Origin of the sequence: Mesorhizobium muleiense (assembly GCF_900099905.1) — a bacterium.
Lineage (GTDB): Bacteria > Pseudomonadota > Alphaproteobacteria > Rhizobiales > Rhizobiaceae > Mesorhizobium > Mesorhizobium muleiense.
Genome location: NZ_FNEE01000007.1, coordinates 241,513 through 259,026, shown reverse-complemented (window position 1 = coordinate 259,026; position 17,514 = coordinate 241,513). Strand labels below are relative to the sequence as shown.

Sequence of the window (17,514 nt, the reverse complement as noted above, 5' to 3'; positions counted from 1 at the left end):
TATAGCGTTGTTGCGCATCCAAGAGGACGCGCGGCACCGCAGTTGAGACCAGCCGTTTCAAGGGAAAATGATTCGCGCCAGGCTGAAGACGGAACTCATGGCTTATCGACCGGAATGACGTGCAGCACTGCGGCGCGATGTCCTTTGATGCTCGCCCAAAGCGCCATGAAGGGGCCCGCGAGCAGCAGGAACGGCGGGATCAGATTGGGAAAATAGATGCGGGTGTCGTGGATCGGGAAGACCGTGAATTTGGCCAATACGCCGAGCACCAATGCCGCAAACAGAATGCCGGCGCGGCGGTCGAGCTTGAAGCCGGCACGGCTTGAGGCATACCACCCCGCCAGCGCCAGCACCGAGACGCCGACCCAGTTGTTCAGGCTGACGGCACGGATCAGGGAGACGGCAAAAGCCCGGAGGTAGGCGACAGCCGAGAACGGCGGATCGAAGCCGGCCATATTGTAGTGCTGCTCGATCGAGGAGAACCACAGATGCGGCCACCAGCCGGGATGCTGCGCCCAGTGCGAGATGGCGAAATAGGCGACGAGCGAGGCGGCAAAGCCGGCCAGCGCGCCCCACGCCTTCTGCCGGAAGACCAACAGCAGCACGGCAAAAATAGCAAGGAAAACAATATTGTCGGGCCGAGCCATGAAAGCCAGGAAGAGCAGGACCGCAGTGGCCACTTCACGACCGCGCCGATAGGCAAAGAGCCCGCCGAGGAACAGCGCCGAGCACAGCAGATCAGGCGTCAACGCCCGCGCCGCGTCGCCGAAATCGGCCATGATCAGCACCGCGCCGAGAACCGGCGCCAGCGCCAGCGCGCCCTCAGAGCGCAGCCAGAGCAGCGCGATCGCGCCGAACAGCAGTACCGAGAACACCTGCAGCAGCCGCATCGCCGCGACCGGCGACATCGCCGAGCTCATCGTCGACAGAATCTCGGCGTAAAGGAACTTGATCCGGTACATGCCGAGCAGCGAATGGAAATCGGCGGCATTCCCGGCCATATGACTGCGGAAGCCGCCGCCATCATCGGTCAGCGCCTTGTAGTCGCTCGCCGACAGGCCGTCCCTGACCGTGCCATAGGCATAATCGTGCAGCGCCTGCACATCGCGATAGGTGCCCTCCTCGGCGATCGCAAGGTAGGGCAGCATGTCCCAATTGGCGTCAGGCATGAACCATGCCGTCGCCGCGGTCAGCAGGATGTAGAGCGCGAAGGCAGCCGCGCCGATCGGTGCGGCAAGACGCGCATAGGTGCCCTCGCCCCATGCCAGACCGGCCTTGGTCAGCCGGTCGAGCAGGTTTGTCGGAGCCGGAGACTTGCTCAGCATGGTCTCGCTCGGCGCACCTGGCTAACGAACCTGGCTTTTGACGAAATCCTTCACGATTGACACGATGCCGCGCGACAACAGGCTGTCGAGCGCCTCGACGAAGCGGTCGACATGTTCGCGCTGGCAGATCAGCGGCGGTTCGAGACGGATGACGTTGCGGTTGTATTCGGTGAAGGCAACGAGCACGTCGTAGTCACGCAGCAGCAAAGCACCAACAAAACCGGACAAGGATCCCTTCAGCTTGTCGTCAAGCACGCTGACCACAGGCCGCAGCACCATCGGCAAGGTCTGCGAAAAGTCGTGGAATTCCAGCCCGACCATAAGGCCTTTGCCGCGGACCTCCTTGATGATCTTCGGGTATTTTTCCTGCAACGCCTGCAGGCGTTGCAGCAGATAGTCGCCGGTGACCGCGGCGTTGTCGATCAGCCCCTCGTCGTAAAGCACGTTGAGCGCCTCGATCGATGTGACGCAGGCCTCGCCCATGCCGCCGAAGGTGGCCATGGCGTGGATCATCGCCGTCTTCGGCGTGCCATAGGCCTTCAAATAGACCTCGCGCCTGGCGATCATCGCGCCGACCGCCGCCTTGCCGCCACCGAGCGACTTTGCCAGCGCCGTCACGTCCGGAACGACGCCGTAGTGCTCGAAGGCATAGAAGCGGCCGGAGCGGCCATAGCCGCACTGCACCTCGTCGGCGACCCACAGAACACCGTATTGGTCGCATAGTGCACGCAGCTTCCGCCAGTATTCGGCAGGCGCCTGGATGATGCCGCCACCGCCCTGGATGGTTTCGAGCACGATGACGCCGACCTCGGGATCAGAACGGAACGTGCGCTCGACCGCTTCGATGTCGGCAAACGGAATGCGCATGACATTGTCGGCCATCTTGAAGTCGGCGCGATACAGCGAGCCGTCGGTGATCGCCAGCACGCCCTTGGTCTTGCCGTGGAAGGAATTCTCGGCATAGACGATTTTCGGCCGCTTCGGGCCGGCGGCGCGCTCGGCGAGCTTCACCGCCGCCTCCATGGCTTCGGAGCCGGAAGAGCCCAGAAACACCATGTCGAGGTCGCCGGGCGAGCATATGGCGAGATTGTGCGCCAGCGCCGCCGCATATTGCGACATGAAGGCGATGGCGATCTCCTGCCGCTTCTCCTCCTGGAACTTTTTGCGCGCCTCGAGAAGGCGCGGATGATTGTGGCCGAAGGCCAGCGAGCCGAAGCCGCCGAAGAAATCGAGGATCTTGCGGCCGTTCTGGTCGATGTAGAACATGCCTTCGGCGCGCTCGACCTTGATCTTGTGGAAGCCGAGCAGCTTCATGAAATGCAGCTGGCCGGGGTTGAGATGCGCCTTGAACAGGTCGGTCATGCGCGCGACGTCCATCGCCTTGGCCTGCTCGACGCTGATCAGATCGGGCTTGGCGGTGGTGGCGGGCGAAAGCGCCCGCGCGCTGACCGTGGCGCGCGCAGTCGTGTGGTCTGGCTTGGTCGTGACGGTCATCTCAAGAGTCTCCTGCTGGCCCTTCACTCGGCGGGCACATGTTTGGCGGCGACGGCATGGCCGTCTTTCTTGGCGCGATATTCGCTGTAGGCAGCGATCAGCATGTCCTCGTCGCGATATTGCGGCACCCAGCCGAGCTGGCGTTCCGCCTTGGACACGTCGAGCACGCAGTCCTCGTCGGCGATCAGATACTGCTCCGGATCCATGATCGGCATGTTCAAGAGGTCGAGCAGGTCGAGCGTTCGCTTGACTGCCCAGCCCGGGGTCGGGATCAGGATCGATTTCGAGCCGGCATGCCTGATCAGGTCGCCGAGCAATTTCCGGACCGGCGGCGGGTTGAGCGAGCCGAGATTATAAGCCTCATCAGGCACGCCGGCCTTCCACGCAGCGCGCGCCGCCTCGGCGCAGTCGAACACCGAGATGAACTGATACGGGTTCTTGCCCGAGCCGATCGTCGGCACCGGAAGGTTCCAGTCGATCAGCTTGAACAGCTTTTCGAGGATGCCAAGGCGGCCGGGACCGATGATCAGGCGCGGCCGAAACAGCGAGATCGACATGCCGCGCTTGCGCCATTCGACGGCCAGTTCCTCGGTCTTCTGCTTCGACCAGCCATATTCGCCGAGCGGCGCGACCGGGTGCTCCTCGGTCATCGGCTGCGTGACCGTGTGGCCGTAGATCATGTCGGTCGTGTAATGGACGAGTTTGGGCGCGCCGGCTCTGTCCATCGCCTGCATGATGTGCTCGGTGCCGTGGAAATTCACCGGGAAGAAGAATTCGTGGCGCTTGGCGCGCACCTGGATCGGCGACAGCATTTTCGCCGACAGATTATAGACCATGTCGTCGGCCTTCAGCCCGACCGAAGCGACCGAGGCCGGATCGGTGACGTCGCACCTGACATATTGGGCGGAGCGGTAATGCGGCAGGTCGCTTTTGGCGATATCGGCGACGACCACCTCCTCGCCATCGGCCAGGAGTTTTGGGGCAAGGTGGCGGCCGACGAAACCGTCGCCGCCGAAGATCACATGTCTCATCGAACGATCCCACTTTGAATCTTGTCGGACGAAAAGGAGGCCGTTTCCTCGTCATGCCCGCGACCACCCAAATCCCGGCTATCCAAATCCCGGCCACCCAGATCCCTGCCACTTTGGGCGATCAGCACCGTGCCGACGCAGATGAAAGCGATGCCGGCGATACGCCAGCCATTGAGGTCTTCGCGGAAGATGAAATAGGCGAAGATCGCAACGGCGACATAGGCGAGGCTGAGGAACGGATAGGCGAAGCTGAGCTCTACCTTGGACAGCACATAGATGTGCGCCGCCATCGAGATGACGAAGGTGCACAGGCCGAAGAAAACCCATGGGCTGAAGACGATCTGCAACAGCTTCAGCAACGGATTGCTGCCCTCGAAGGAAATCGGACCGAGTGACATCATGCCCTGCTTAAGCATGAGTTGCGCGGCGGCGTTGGTCATGACCGTGAACAGAATTGAGACGATGTATTTCATGTTTTTCTCATCAACCTTTTTCGTTCTACTGAAAACTTCCAAACATTTCGTGAAGCACAAAAAAGTTCGAGGAAAGCTTGAATTATCGATCTGTTTACCACGAACTATTCGAATGTTATCTATTCCGCGGCTTCGGCGGCTCCGTGTCGCGCCTCGAGCCTTTTCGCCGTTCGCGCCCAGAAACTCGACATGAAGGCGGGATCGCGGATCGCTTCGAGGCGTTGCCATTCCGGAAAGGAGGCTGCGAAAACGTCGTCGCCCATGCGGGCATCCTTGTAGGGATTGACCGCACCACCGGCCTCGACCGTGATTTGGTCGAGCTCCTTCAGCAGCGCCAGCGTCGCCCTGCCACGGTTGGGGAAATCCAGCGTCAACGTGAAACCCGGCCGCGGGAACGACAGCAGTGCCGGCGAGCGGACCCCGCCGAAGCGCTTCAGGACTGTGAGGAACGAGCCCTGCCCGGCCCGTTTTGCCGCCGCAAGCAACGCCGGCACCACTCGGCGCGCGACGTCTTGCGGCATCACGCTCTGGTGCTGGAAAAGCCCATTCGGTCCATAGAGACGGTTCCAGTTGCCGACGCCGTCGAGCGGAAAGAAGAAACCCTGGTAGCCGACCTGACGCGCCTCCGTCGACCGGCCTTTCTTCCACCGGTAGGCGGCATTGAAGGCAGTCAGGAACGGCCGGTTGAGCACGTTGAACGGCGGCTGGAACGGCACCGAAAGATTTCCACCGGCACGCAAGGCCACATGGGAGCCATGCTCGGCGTGATTGCCGGTGAACAGCAGCCCGCGCCCGCGACTGTGGCCGCCGGCAAGCTGGTCGATCCAGGCGACGACGTATTCGTTGGCCTGATCGGCCGCTTCTGCAAGTTCGAAGAACTCGCCGAGATCACGGAACGGCGTCACCTTCTCGATGATGTCGAGCGATGGCACCCGCATCAGCCGGATCGATGCGGACAGTATCAGGCCAGTCAGCCCCATGCCGCCGATCGTCGCCGCGAACTGGCGTTCATTCTCGGTGGCCGAGCTGTAATGGGCCTGTCCGTCCGATCTGAGCAGCGTCAAGGATTCGACGTGGCAGCCGAAGGTGCCGCGCCGGTGATGGTTCTTGCCGTGAACGTCGTTGGCGATGGCGCCGCCGAGCGTGACGAACTGCGTGCCCGGAACGACGGCGGGAAAGAAGCCGTATGGCGCTGCATGGGCGATGATGTCGGACAGAAGCACGCCGGCCTCGGCCTCGATCACGCCGGTCTCGGCATTGAAGGCGCGGATCCTGTTCAGCGGCCGCATATCGATGATCGTGCCGGCCCCATTCTGGCAGGAATCGCCATAGGAGCGGCCGTTGCCGTAGGCGAGCAAAGCGTTTCTTGTCGCCTTGCCGCTCTTCAGCAACGCTACAGCGTCGTCCGCCGGGATCACATCGAGTGCCGGTGGCGTGGCAAGACCGAAGCTCTGGAACCGCTCCTGCCCCACGCCTACCAGCCTCCGACGACCAGGAACACGGCGCCGATGAGCACGACGATCTGGCTGCGCCAGTCGCGGATGATGAAGACGACCGGATCGTCATGCATCTGGTCGCGGCGGGCGAGAATCCAGACGCGCATAGTCAGGTAAAGCACGATCGGCGCCAGCGGCCAGACCAGCCAAGGATGCGGATAAAGTTCGCGCACCGCAGCGCTGTCCATATAGAGCGCCAGCACCAGCGCCGAGGAAAAGGCCGACGCCATGCCCGCCTGGGCGACGATCTCCTGGTCTTCGGTGCGGTAGCCGCGGCCGGCAATGCGCTCGCCGGCCGGAATGGCGGTCGTGCGCAGCTCGACAAACCGCTTCACCAGCGCCAGCGACAGGAAAAAGAAGATCGAGAAGGCCAGCAGCCAGAAAGAGACGTCGACGCCGGTTGCCGCGGCGCCCGCCAGAACGCGGATGGTGTAGAGACCGGCCAATGTCAGCACGTCGATCAGAAGCATGCGCTTGAACGACAGCGAATAGCCGGTGGTGATGACCATGTAGCCACCGAGCACGCCGAGGAATTCGATCGGCAGCAGAAACCCTGCAGCGACGCCTGTTGCGAGCAGCACCATCATTGAACCGAGGCCGAACGGGATCGACAGCGCGCCGCTGGCGAATGGCCGGTTGCGCTTGGTCGGGTGTTTGCGGTCGAGCGCGAGATCGAAGAAATCATTGAGGATGTAGATGGCGGAGGCGACTGCGCTGAACGAGACGAATGCCAGCAGGCATTCCCAGATCATGTCGGCGTTGAAGTATTCGTGCGACAGCACCATCGGCACTGCGATCAGCGAGTTTTTCAGCCACTGATGAACGCGCAGCATCTTGACGATGGTTCTGAATGTCGGTTTCGGCGCCGGCATGATTTCAGCACTGTGCGCGGCCTGCCAGCGCGCAGCATGACGGTCGGGCGCGACGACGATTGCCGTGCGCGCGGCGTCGAATACCTTAAGGTCGTGCCGACTGTTGCCGGCATAGTCGAAGCCGCCATCGCCATAGGCTGCGACAAGCGAGGCGCGCTTTCTGCCTGACGTCATGTTGTGGGCGCCGTCAGTCGCCAGGACGCGATCGAATATCCCGAGATGTGCGGCGATCGCCTCGGCGAATTTACGCGGCGTCCCGGTCGCCAGCACGATCTTGCGGCCTTCGCCATGTTCGGCGCGAAGGCGCTGAAGCAGCGCCTCGCGGTAGGGCAGCGACGCAGGATCGATGTCGATGCGTTGAGCGATGGCCTGCTTCAACCGCGCCGGCCCGCCGACGAGCCAGACCGGCACCAGGAAAACATAGAGCGGATTCTTCTTGAGAAGGATGAACAGACCTTCCCACAACAGGTCCGTCGCGATCAGCGTGCCGTCGAGATCGACAGCAAGCGGGATTGCGTTCCTGTCCGACCGCGCATCCATTCTTCGTCGCCCTGCCTAAAAGCGCATGATTCCGAAAGCCGATCTTTCGGAAAGGATCAGGCGCCGATCCAAAACCCCATGCTTCGGCGTCTTCGGGCCCGATATAGCGGGCAACAGCGCAGCGATCGTTAAAGCGTCCGGCCCGGCCTGGCTTGCGTGACGGTATTTTCCCTTTCATCGTTAAGTTTCGATAACCCGAAACGATCAAAGGCCGGGCATTTGCCCGGCCTTCTAAAAACTAGTCAACGTTTTTTGACGCGATTACTTGATGCGGGCGACGCCGCCAGAGATTTCGATTGTTTCCGAACCGGTCAGCGCTTCGAGGTCGCCATTCGGCATGGTAACGAAACAGCCGGTCGGGCAGAATTCAGCGGTTTCGCCGGCGGCCAGCGCCAGCTCCGTCTTGCCACCGCCTTCGGTCACGACGAGTGTGCGGGTCTCGGCGTCCTTGTTGGTGGCGCTGGCGGCAAGGGCTGAACCGCCCACGGCAAGAAAAGCGATGGCGGCGACGAGAGACTTCCACATTTGCAGTATCGGTGTTGCCACCGCCTCTGTTGCATTTCGCAAGGCATTCCCGCCGTTTGCATGTGAGCTTATATGAGATGCCAGCTGAACGGCAACTGAATGCCGCATTCATGCCGCAATTGCTTTGGCTGCGTCAGAAGCGCAGGTATCAGCCGTTCGCAGGCCGGCTGAATATCAATTTACCCTAATCGGGATCCGGCTTGCGGGTCTTGCGCCCGGATCTGGCCAGTCGTTTCGTCTCGGCCACGGCTTCCGCCTTTGCTTGCTCCTGTTCGGCAAAATCGACTTCGATCTTGTCGTCATCGATCGGCCACGCCTCATGCTTCTTGGTCTCGACGACGGCGCGCGGCGCCGACGGAATTTCGATATGCTGATCGGCGAACTCATCGAGGACGGCAAACCGAATGTCGTTCTGCACGATGTTGCCGTTCATCACGTCGGCCAGGAACACACGGATTTCGAATTCGAGAGCGGCCGCCCCGAAATTGGTGAACAGCACGAAGGGTTCCGGATTTTTCAGCACCAGCGGATGGCCGCGCGCAATCTCCAACAGCACAGCATGGGCCTGCTTGACGTCGCTGCCGTAGGCGACGCCGACCTTGATGTCGATGCGACCGAGCTTGTTGCGGTGCGTCCAGTTGCCGACCGCATTGTTGATCAGGTTTGAATTGGGCAGGATCACCGACTGCCGCTGGAACGTCTCGATCTCGGTAGCGCGCACGCTGATCTTCTTGACCGTGCCGCTGATCTCACCGGCGACGATCCAGTCGCCGACCTTGAACGGCCGCTCGGCCAAGAGGATCAGGCCGGAGACGAAGTTGGAGACGACATTCTGCAGGCCAAAGCCGATACCGAGCGACAGGGCGCCGGCGACAAGCGCCAGGTTGGAGAGATCGATGCCCGCCGCCGAGACGCCGACGAGGGCTGCGAGCGCGACGCCGGCATAGCCGACCGCCAGCCGGATCGAGTTGCGCACGCCGGTATCGACCTTGCCGCGCGCCATCACCGAGCCGTCGAGCCAGCCCTGGAACCAGCGCGTCAGGAAATAGCCGATGATGAAGACGACGATGCCGGTGAGGATGCCGGTCACCGAGATCGTCACCGAGCCGACGGTGAGGCCCGTCGCCAGCTTGTAGGCCCAGGCCTCGATGTCGCCGGGCTGGAAGCCCCACATCAACAGGATCAGCGGCAGGAACACCAGCACGATCATCAGGTTGATGGCGACGCTGACGACCAGGCCGAGCTGGTCGAGCGCGGACTCCTCATAACTGGAATTGGTCGATAGCCAGCGCCCGATCGACGTGTTGGCAAAGCCACCTTCCTCGCTGATCGCCCGCGCTGACAGGAAGCCGATATAGGCGGTCACCAGAATGGTACCGGTGACCACGACCTGCAGCGAGACGAAGATGGCAAGGCCGATATAGCCGAACAGCGCCGTGGCAATGGTGAAAAGGCCGATCGCGACTGCCGTGTAGCGCAGCCACGCCGGCCAGGGGCGCCAGCTTCCGTCGGTGGCCTTGAAGGGCTTCAGCAGCCCCATCAGGATCAGGATGATGCCGACGATGATGGTGGCGACAAAACTTCTGGCGATGGTCAGCGACAGCGGTGAGCCCATCGTGTCGTTGACGACCGACAGGAAATAGTTGACGCCGATCACCACCGCCGTGGCGGTCGTCAGCCGCACCAGCCAGCGTGCCGGGCCGGATTCAACGGGGATGAGCCGCCAGTTCGGCAGCCGCGGCTCCAGCGTCGCATTGGCCAGTCGGTTGACGCAGAACACCACCGCGATGACCCCGACCAGCGCATTCAGGAAAACGCCAATGTCGCCGCGCAACACATTGTAGTAGTTGAAAAAGAACACGGTCGAGACCAGGAAGACGCCGACCGCCAGCGTCGGCAGCAATGTCGACCAGAACGCCACCGACAACCGGCTGAGATAGGACGGATCTTCGACCGAAGGGTCCGCTTCGAAGACACGCCCGAACAAACGCCGCCCACCGACAAAAAGCACCGCCGCCAGGGAAAGCGCCGTCAAGGTCGCGGCCAGCACGGCCTGGAACTTGAACTTGAAGACGAAGCTCAGCCACGACGACACTGCCTTGTTGAAGCCGGTAAATTCACCATTGGCATCGGAAATGACCTCAGGGCTCAACGCGTCGGACAGCACGTAGCGCTTGGTGAGCAGATTGCGAAACAGCTCGCTGCGCATATTGGCGATCTTGGCGATGAGGCCGCTGATGCGGATCGACAGGTTTTGCGCCGCGGCGATGACAGCATTGATCTCGGCCTTTTCGGACGCCAGCGCCTGGCGTTCGCTGGTCACGATGTCGGGTTCGGGTGGCTGGCCCGCGGCCGGCGGCGCCCCGAGCTGATCGAGCCTTGCGTTGATCTCCGAAAGGCGCGGGCGGAAGGCAAGCGCGCTGTCCAGCGCACCTCGCGACATTTCCTCGAGCTGCAGGCGGATGTCGACAAGGCTGGCGTCGTCGTCACCGTCCTCCTGGATTTTCTTTTCGAGATTGTCGGTCCTCGTCGTCAGGTCCTGCAGGATTTTCTGCTGGTCGGCGACCACTCCGGAGGCAGCCTGGTCAAGCCCCTGCGCCGCCGCATCAATCGACAGCGGCGCGGAGGCGACGGTCGCCAGGACCAGTACGAAGCGGAGCAGTCGGAAAAGCATGATCGTTTGGCGACTCACAGGCGGTAAGGCGTTCTAAAGCTTGCCCTTGATAAAGACGCTGATACCGGGGAGCAAGCCGTCCCGCCCTGCCCGCCCTTCGGAGTCGGCCAGTCGAAAAGCGATGGCGCAATATTGGCTTTGCGGCAGCGGCCTGCTCTATAATGTGCCGCATCGCCCAAAACGGCTGACGAAAAGCCAGAACGGACAACAAAAAGAATGGCGGAATATTCGGCCTTCTCGCTTCTCAAAAATGCGCTGACCGGCAACAAGGACTGGAAACCGGCCTGGCGCAAGCCGGACCCGAAGGCGTCCTACGACGTGATCGTCATCGGCGGTGGCGGCCATGGCCTGTCGACCGCCTATTATCTCGCCAAGGAGCACGGCATCACCAACGTGGCGGTGCTGGAAAAGGGGTGGCTCGGCTCCGGCAACGTCGGCCGCAACACGACAGCCGTCCGCTCCAACTACCTGCTGCCGGCCAACACGCGCTTCTACGAGCATTCGATGAAGCTGTGGGAGAACCTGTCGCACGATCTCAACTACAACGTCATGTTCTCGCAGCGCGGCTGCCTCAACCTCGCGCACACGCCGGCCCAGCTCGACGATTTTGCCCGCCGCGGCAACGCCATGCGCCATCTCGGCGTCGACGCCGGACTGATGACCACGGCCGAGATCGCGCGCCTGGTGCCGGCGCTGGACGTCTCCGCCACGGCGCGCTTCCCAATCGTCGGCGGGCTGATGCAGCGGCGCGCCGGCACCGCCCGCCACGATGCCGTCGCCTGGGGCTATGCGCGCGGCGCCGACCGCCGCGGTGTCGACATCATCGAGAATTGCGAGGTCACCGGCTTCCTGCGCGACGGCGACCGCATATCAGGCGTCTCGACGTCGCGCGGAGATATCCGCGCCAGGAAGGTGGCGGTCGCGGTGGCCGGCAGCACCGGGCAAGTCATGCGGCTCGCCGGCATCGATACGATGCCGATCGAGAGCCACGTGCTGCAGGCTTTTGTGACGGAATCGCTGAAGCCGTTCATCAACACAGTCCTGACTTTCGGCATGGGCCATTTCTACATGTCGCAGTCGGACAAGGGCGGCCTTGTCTATGGCGGCGATCTCGACGGCTACAACAGCTACGCCCAGCGCGGCAGTCTGCCTGTTGTCGATGAGGTGATGAGCGAGATGCTGGCGCTGTTTCCGGGTCTCGCCCGGGTTCGCATGCTGCGTTCCTGGGGCGGCGTCTGCGACATGTCGATGGACGGTTCTCCGATCATCACCACCGGCCCGCTGCCGGGCATGTATCTCAACTGCGGCTGGTGCTACGGCGGCTTCAAGGCGACGCCGGCCTCCGGCTGGTGCTTTGCCTGGACCATCGCCAAGGATGAACCGCACGACTTCAACGCGCCCTTCACGCTGGATCGCTTCCATCGCGGACTGGTGATCGACGACAAGGGCCAGGGCGCGACGCCGCGGCTGCATTAGACCATGATCCCGAACCGCAGGTCGGCGTAACAAAGAGTGGAAACCGGTTTTCGGCCAAGATCATGGTCAAACGAGAAGATACAATCGCATGCTGATTACCTGCCCCTATTGCGGCCCGCGCGACGTCATCGAGTTCACCTATCAGGGTGACGGCAACCGCGAGCGCCCTCAGCCTGCCTCGCAGGACCTCGATGCCTGGAACGCCTATGTCTATGACCGATTGAACCCGGCGGGTGACCACAACGAGATCTGGCAGCATTCCGGCAGCTGCCGTGCCCATCTCAGGGTCGTGCGCAACACGCTGACACACGAGATCTCCAGCGTCGCGTTCACGCGCGGCGACCACAAAGTGGCTGCCCGGCACAAGGCGGAGGGCAAGTCATGAGCCCGCGCCGCACCGATGCCGGTGGCCGGATCGACCGGCTGCGAACCATCCGGTTCACCTTCGACGGCGCGCCTTACACCGGCCATGCCGGCGACACGCTTGCCTCAGCGCTGCTGGCCAATGGCGTCACCCTGTTCGGACGCTCGTTCAAATATCACCGTCCTCGCGGGGTGCTGACGGCAGGCGTCGAGGAACCGAACGCCCTGGTGACGGTGTTGCGGGGCGAGGTTCGCGAGCCCAACATCGCCGCGACCATGGTCGAGATCTATGATGGGCTGACCGCCGTCAGCCAGAACCGCTTTCCATCGCTGGCCTGGGATGTCAGCGCCGCCAACCAGCTCGGCGGCAAGCTTCTGTCCGCCGGCTTCTATTACAAGACCTTCATGGGCCCCGCGATCGGCCCGCTGAAGAGCACGCGTTTCTGGATGTTCTGCGAGCATTTCATCCGCCGCGCCGCCGGTCTCGGCCGCGCCGGGACGGCTGCCGACTCGGGGCGTTACGAGCGGATGAACGCCTTCTGCGATGTGCTGGTGATCGGTTCCGGTCCGGCCGGACTGATGGCCGCCAGGGCAGCCGCCGATCAGGGCGCGCGTGTCATCCTCAGCGAGCTCGAACCGCATTACGGCGGCTCGGCCAACTGGTCGGGCGAGACGATCGACGGGATGCCCGGGGCCGACTGGGCAGCGCGAGCCGCCGGCCAGCTCGAAGGCTACGACAATGTCCGCCTGCTGCCACGCACCACGGTCTGGGGCTATTACGACGGCAACACGCTCGCCGCGCTTGAACGGGTTGCCGACCACAAGGAGAGGCCCGGCAAGGGCGAACCACGCCATCGCTACTGGATCATTCGCGCCAAGTCGGTGGTGCTGGCCACCGGCTCCTTCGAGCGGCCGCTGGTGTTTCCGGGCAACGATCGGCCGGGAGTGATGCTGGCGCATGCCGCCGAGCGCTACGCCAACGAGTACGGCGTGCTGGCGGGCAACAGGATCGCACTGTTCACCAACAATGACAGCGCCTATCGCTCCGGCCTGGCGCTGAAGAAGGCCGGTGCGGCGATTGTCGCCATCGTCGACGTGCGGCCGGAGCTTTCGAGCGAGATGCGCGAGCTCGCCGATGAAGCGGAAGCCAAGATCCTTTTCGGTCACGCCGTGGTCGCCACCGAAGGCGGCAAGGCGCTGTCCGGCGTCAAGGTGCAGCGCTTCGATATGGTCAACGGCGCGCTTGCCGGCGAGGCGCGCAGCATTCAAGCCGACTGCCTGCTGATGTCGGGAGGCTGGTCGCCGACCATCCATCTGGCCAGCCAGGCCGGCGCCAAGGCGGAATGGAATGCTGCTCGACAAGCCTTCCTGCCACCGAAGCCAACCCAGCGATGGCCAAGTCAGAGATGGATTGGCGCCGGCGCTTTCACCGGCAGCTTTTCAACCGCCGAGGCAATCGCCGAAGGCCGCGCCGCCGGGCTTTCGGCGGCAGGTGGAACAGGCGTGCCTACGGCCCTGCCGGTCGTCGAAGCCGCACCCGGCGGTCCCGACCCGGCGCCGGTGTTCGAGATCAGGGCCAATGGAAAAAGCTTCGTCGATTTCCAGCACGACGTGACCGCGGAGGACGTACGGCTTGCACATCGCGAAGGCTTCGTCTCGGTCGAGCATCTGAAGCGCTACACCACGCTCGGCATGGCGACCGACCAGGGCAAGAGCTCCAACATACCCGGCCTCGCCATCATGGCCGAGGCGCTGGGCAAGCCGATTCCCGAAGTCGGCACGACACGCTTTCGCCCACCTTTTTCGGCCGTGTCGATCGGCTCACTCGCCGCCGAGCGTTTCGGCGACCTGAGGCCCCAACGGTTGACGCCGATGCATGACTGGCACGTCGCCAACGGCGCGACCATGTATTCGGCCGGCCTCTGGTATCGCCCGATGATCTATGGCCATCCCGGCGAGACGATCGAGCAGGCCTATGTGCGCGAAGCCAGGGCGACGCGCGAGAGCGCCGGCATCGTCGATGTCTCGACGCTGGGCAAGATCGCCGTGCAGGGCCCGGACGCGGCGGAATTCCTCGACCAGGTTTACACCAACATGTTCTCGACATTGGCCGTCGGCAAGGCCCGCTACGGGCTGATGCTGCGCGAGGACGGCCTCGCCTTCGACGACGGCACGACGTGGCGGCTCGGCGAACAGGACTTCCTGATGACCACCACGACCGCCAATGCCGGCAAGGTGATGCAGCAACTGGAGTATTTCCTCGACGTCATCTGGCCGGGGCTTAAGGTCCATGTCACCTCGGTGACCGACGAATGGGCGGGTGCGGCGATCGGCGGGCCTAGGGCGAGAGAGATCCTTGCTGCTTGCGTCACCGGCACCGCCGTCGACAACGCAACCCTGCCTTTCATGGGCATCGTGCACGGCAAGATATCAGGCGTGCCGGTGATTATCTGCCGGCTTTCCTTCTCCGGCGAAATGGCCTTCGAAGTCTACTCCGGCGCCGGCCACGGCGCCCATGTCTGGGAAGCCTTGATCGAAGCCGGCAAGCCGTTCGGACTGGTGACCTACGGGCTTGAGGCGCTTGGCACGTTGCGCATCGAGAAAGGCCACGTCACCGGCGCCGAGATCGACGGCCGCACCACCGCACGCGACCTGCATCTCGACTGGATGCTGTCCAGGAAGAAGCCCTTCATCGGCTCGGCGATGATGGATCGCGAGGGCCTGATCGCGCCCGGCCGCCTGGAACTCGTCGGCCTGATTTCGCTGGACAACCAGCCGCTCAACGGCGGCGCCCACATCGTCGAAGCGCTCGACGAAGCCAATCCGCACGATTCCATCGGCCACATCACCGCTTGCTGTTATTCGCCGGCGCTCGGCAAGTACATCGCGCTCGCTTTGGTCAAGGACGGCAAGGCACGGCGCGGCACGCGCGCCCATATCTCCGATCCCCTGCGCAACCGGTTCGGCCCGGTCGAGATCGTCTCCAATCACTTCTTTGATCCGGACGGGAGCCGCATGCATGGTTGAGCGCCAATCCCCGCTTGAACTGGAGCTGCGCACCGGCTCGCATGGCGATTTCGAACACGGCATCGAGGTCATCCTCTCCGAAACCAGGCCGGGATCGATCCTGCAGCTCGCTGCCTGGCCGGGCCAGGAGAAGGCGTTGATAGCAGGCATTCGCACCGTTACCGGCCTTGCGCTGCCCGACGGCGCCGGCGCCGGCAGCACCGACGGCGTGAGGTCGGTGTTCGGATTTGCACCGGGAAAATTCACCGTGGTCGACGAGGCCGAGGGACTGGCATCGGCCTTTGCCAATGTCGTCACCCCTGATATCGGCACGGTGACCGACCTGTCGCACGGCCGCACCGCGATCCGCATCGCCGGACCGAAGGCCGAATGGGTGCTGGCAAAGTTCTTCGCCATCGACTTCGCGCTGCCGGCCTTCCCGGTCGATGCCGGCCGCTCGACCATGCATCATGATGTCTTCGCCCAGATCCAGCGCACCGGCACCGACCAGTTCGACATCTATGTGTTCCGCTCGTTTGCGCGCTCGTTCTGGAAGGCGCTCTGTCACGCCAGCGAGGAAGTCGGCTACGAAGTGCAGTAGACCGACGCGGCGCGTCGTCACCTCACGTGGCGAACGTCACCCACTCTTCCAGCGGCGCGCGGTCGGTGCGGAACGCGTTTTCGGGCTTGGATGTGTCCTCACGGCCAAGCGCCATGCCACAGACGACGATCTCCTCGTCGGGAATGTTGAGCACCGGCCTGATCTGCTTGTGATAGGGTGCAAAGGCCGCCTGCGGGCAGGTGTGCAGACCCCTGCCCCGCGCCGCCACCATGATGTTCTGCAGGAACATGCCGTAATCGATCCACGAGCCCTTGTTCAGCCGCCGGTCAACGGTGAAGATCATGCCGACCGGCGCGTCGAAGAAGACGAAGTTGCGGTCGTGCTGCGCGCGCATCCTGTCGACCTCACGCCGGCCGATGCCGAGCACGCTGTAGAGGCCGAAGCCGTTGGCCCGCCGCCGGGTCAGATAGGGCTCGAAGAACTGGTCGGGATAGTAGCGATACTCGTCCCACTCGGCCTTTTCGGCACGGATGCCGGAGTTGAGGATGGCGTCGGTGATCCGCTGCTTGACCTCGCCCCTGGTCACGTAGACCCGCCAGGGCTGCATGTTGGTGCCCGAAGGCGCACGCGCGGCAACGGCGAGTATGGCGCGGATCGTCTCGTCGTCGACCATGTCGGGCAGGAACGCCCGCACCGAACGGCGCGACGTGATCGCCTCGTCGACGATCGCCGCGCCATCCGTAATCTTAGTCCTGTTTTCCAGCATGGGCGTCCCTTTGCGCGTGCCCCGGAAACCGGAATCGATTCCGGAAAGGATACATGCGCCGTCTAGAAATGAGAGAGCACCATTGCGGTCCAATTTGACGCATGGCGCTCTAACGCAAGCCTCGACCGGACGCCCTCACTCGCCGTTCGTGGCCGAGCCTTTGCCTGAACCGTCAAAACGGCGCAAGCAAATCTTGTGGCCTTCATGAAAATTCTCTTGATTTTTTCACGAACCTGACCCCTGATGAAATTTGCCCTCAATTTTTCACCAAGGGGGACTTTTCACCAGACAGATTTTCACCGAAAAAAAAGCTTTGACCTCAACCGCCGTCAGATCGGAGCAGGAAAACCGCGAACGGCTGCTGGCCGGCGATATCAGGGCGCTGCGCAGGGCGCGCGGGCTGACGCTTGCCGAGACCGGCCTGAAGCTCGGCCGCTCGGTCGGCTGGGTCAGTCAGGTCGAGCGCGGCCTGTCGATACCGTCGCTTAGCGATCTCAGAGGCTTCGCGGAATTGTTCGGCGTGCCGGTCAGCCTGTTCTTCAGCCACGATGTGCCCGTCGAGAACGAGCGCGGCGTGGTCGTCCGCGCCGGCGGCCGCCGCACGCTTGGCACAAGCGATTCCGGACTGGTGGAGGAGCTTCTGTCACCCGATCTCGGCGGTCGCTTCGAGATGCTGCGTTCGGTCTTCGCGCCGGGTGCTGAACTGAAGACCGAAGCCCGCCGGCCGACGGAGGAAGCCGGATATGTCGCTTCCGGCAGCTTCGACATCGAGATATCAGGCGTCTGGCACCGGCTTGGTGAGGGTGACTCGTTTCGCTTCGACGGCAAGCCGTTCCGCTGGCGCAATCCCGGTGCGGAGCCGGCGGTGGTCATCTGGGTGGTTTCGCCACCTGTCTACTAGAGGTCTGGAG

The 17,514-nt window shown here is 63.1% G+C and carries 14 protein-coding genes; 5 read left to right on the top strand and 9 right to left on the bottom strand.

Features of this window, described 5'->3' with window-relative positions; all coding sequences use genetic code 11:
- Positions 1-95: 95 nt before the first annotated feature.
- The 8 genes from BLT09_RS15690 to BLT09_RS15655 all read right to left on the bottom strand — a co-directional run bounded on the left by BLT09_RS15690 (position 96) and on the right by BLT09_RS15655 (position 10,430).
- Positions 96-1,325 carry a hypothetical protein gene (locus BLT09_RS15690; protein WP_091594441.1) on the bottom strand — a complete coding sequence of 410 codons (1,230 nt, stop codon included), beginning with the start codon at positions 1,323-1,325 and terminating at the stop codon, positions 96-98.
- Between the two features lie 21 nt (positions 1,326-1,346).
- A complete protein-coding gene (locus BLT09_RS15685; protein ID WP_091594527.1) occupies positions 1,347-2,819 on the bottom strand; it encodes an aspartate aminotransferase family protein in 1,473 nt (490 codons plus the stop codon).
- Positions 2,820-2,842: 23 nt separating this feature from the next.
- Positions 2,843-3,850 carry an NAD-dependent epimerase/dehydratase family protein gene (locus tag BLT09_RS15680; RefSeq protein WP_091594439.1) on the bottom strand — a complete coding sequence of 336 codons (1,008 nt, stop codon included), beginning with the start codon at positions 3,848-3,850 and terminating at the stop codon, positions 2,843-2,845.
- A complete protein-coding gene (locus BLT09_RS15675; RefSeq protein ID WP_091594437.1) occupies positions 3,847-4,323 on the bottom strand; it encodes an EamA family transporter in 477 nt (158 codons plus the stop codon). Before BLT09_RS15675 ends, BLT09_RS15680 begins: the two co-directional genes overlap by 4 nt.
- 119 nt (positions 4,324-4,442) lie before the next feature.
- Positions 4,443-5,795, bottom strand: a complete 1,353-nt coding sequence (locus tag BLT09_RS15670) for an FAD-binding oxidoreductase (RefSeq protein WP_091594435.1) — start codon at positions 5,793-5,795, stop codon at positions 4,443-4,445.
- A 2-nt stretch (positions 5,796-5,797) separates the two neighbouring features.
- Entirely contained in the window at positions 5,798-7,231 is a 1,434-nt protein-coding gene (locus BLT09_RS15665) for a UbiA family prenyltransferase (RefSeq protein WP_091594433.1), read from the bottom strand.
- A 261-nt stretch (positions 7,232-7,492) separates the two neighbouring features.
- Entirely contained in the window at positions 7,493-7,756 is a 264-nt protein-coding gene (locus tag BLT09_RS15660) for a hypothetical protein (protein WP_091594431.1), read from the bottom strand.
- 184 nt (positions 7,757-7,940) lie between these two features.
- Entirely contained in the window at positions 7,941-10,430 is a 2,490-nt protein-coding gene (locus BLT09_RS15655) for a mechanosensitive ion channel family protein (protein ID WP_091594429.1), read from the bottom strand.
- A 216-nt stretch (positions 10,431-10,646) separates the two neighbouring features.
- On the opposite strand from BLT09_RS15655, the gene BLT09_RS15650 reads away from it, so the two are divergent.
- From BLT09_RS15650 to BLT09_RS15635, 4 genes are all read left to right on the top strand, one after another.
- Positions 10,647-11,906, top strand: coding sequence for a sarcosine oxidase subunit beta (locus tag BLT09_RS15650; protein WP_091594426.1), 1,260 nt, complete (start codon positions 10,647-10,649; stop codon positions 11,904-11,906).
- A gap of 88 nt (positions 11,907-11,994) precedes the next feature.
- A complete protein-coding gene (locus tag BLT09_RS15645) occupies positions 11,995-12,291 on the top strand; it encodes a sarcosine oxidase subunit delta (RefSeq protein ID WP_091594424.1) in 297 nt (98 codons plus the stop codon).
- Entirely contained in the window at positions 12,288-15,296 is a 3,009-nt protein-coding gene (locus tag BLT09_RS15640) for a sarcosine oxidase subunit alpha (RefSeq protein WP_091594422.1), read from the top strand. Before BLT09_RS15645 ends, BLT09_RS15640 begins: the two co-directional genes overlap by 4 nt.
- The gene (locus BLT09_RS15635; protein WP_091594420.1) at positions 15,289-15,876 is read left to right on the top strand and encodes a sarcosine oxidase subunit gamma; all 588 of its coding nucleotides are present in this window, start codon (positions 15,289-15,291) and stop codon (positions 15,874-15,876) included. The genes BLT09_RS15640 and BLT09_RS15635 overlap by 8 nt, the downstream gene beginning before the upstream one ends.
- Positions 15,877-15,898: 22 nt before the next feature.
- Here BLT09_RS15635 and BLT09_RS15630 read toward each other — a convergent pair whose 3' ends face one another.
- Positions 15,899-16,603 (bottom strand): nitroreductase, encoded by a 705-nt coding sequence (locus tag BLT09_RS15630; RefSeq protein ID WP_091594418.1) that lies wholly within the window; start codon positions 16,601-16,603, stop codon positions 15,899-15,901.
- 313 nt (positions 16,604-16,916) lie between these two features.
- Here BLT09_RS15630 and BLT09_RS15625 point away from each other — a divergent pair, with 313 nt between their 5' ends.
- On the top strand, positions 16,917-17,504 hold the full coding sequence (locus BLT09_RS15625; protein ID WP_091594416.1) for a helix-turn-helix domain-containing protein: 588 nt from the start codon (positions 16,917-16,919) through the stop codon (positions 17,502-17,504).
- The last annotated feature ends 10 nt before the right edge of the window (positions 17,505-17,514 follow it).

Bases quoted from the DNA above. Each gene is read 5' to 3' on its own strand.
- BLT09_RS15690 (WP_091594441.1), bottom strand. From the start codon at position 1,325: ATGCTGAGCAAGTCTCCGGCTCCGACAAACCTGCTCGACCGGCTGACC.
- BLT09_RS15685 (WP_091594527.1), bottom strand. From the start codon at position 2,819: ATGACCGTCACGACCAAGCCAGACCACACGACTGCGCGCGCCACGGTC.
- BLT09_RS15680 (WP_091594439.1), bottom strand. From the start codon at position 3,850: ATGAGACATGTGATCTTCGGCGGCGACGGTTTCGTCGGCCGCCACCTT.
- BLT09_RS15675 (WP_091594437.1), bottom strand. From the start codon at position 4,323: ATGAAATACATCGTCTCAATTCTGTTCACGGTCATGACCAACGCCGCC.
- BLT09_RS15665 (WP_091594433.1), bottom strand. From the start codon at position 7,231: ATGGATGCGCGGTCGGACAGGAACGCAATCCCGCTTGCTGTCGATCTC.
- BLT09_RS15660 (WP_091594431.1), bottom strand. From the start codon at position 7,756: ATGTGGAAGTCTCTCGTCGCCGCCATCGCTTTTCTTGCCGTGGGCGGT.
- BLT09_RS15655 (WP_091594429.1), bottom strand. From the start codon at position 10,430: ATGCTTTTCCGACTGCTCCGCTTCGTACTGGTCCTGGCGACCGTCGCC.
- BLT09_RS15650 (WP_091594426.1), top strand. From the start codon at position 10,647: ATGGCGGAATATTCGGCCTTCTCGCTTCTCAAAAATGCGCTGACCGGC.
- BLT09_RS15645 (WP_091594424.1), top strand. From the start codon at position 11,995: ATGCTGATTACCTGCCCCTATTGCGGCCCGCGCGACGTCATCGAGTTC.
- BLT09_RS15640 (WP_091594422.1), top strand. From the start codon at position 12,288: ATGAGCCCGCGCCGCACCGATGCCGGTGGCCGGATCGACCGGCTGCGA.
- BLT09_RS15635 (WP_091594420.1), top strand. From the start codon at position 15,289: ATGGTTGAGCGCCAATCCCCGCTTGAACTGGAGCTGCGCACCGGCTCG.
- BLT09_RS15630 (WP_091594418.1), bottom strand. From the start codon at position 16,603: ATGCTGGAAAACAGGACTAAGATTACGGATGGCGCGGCGATCGTCGAC.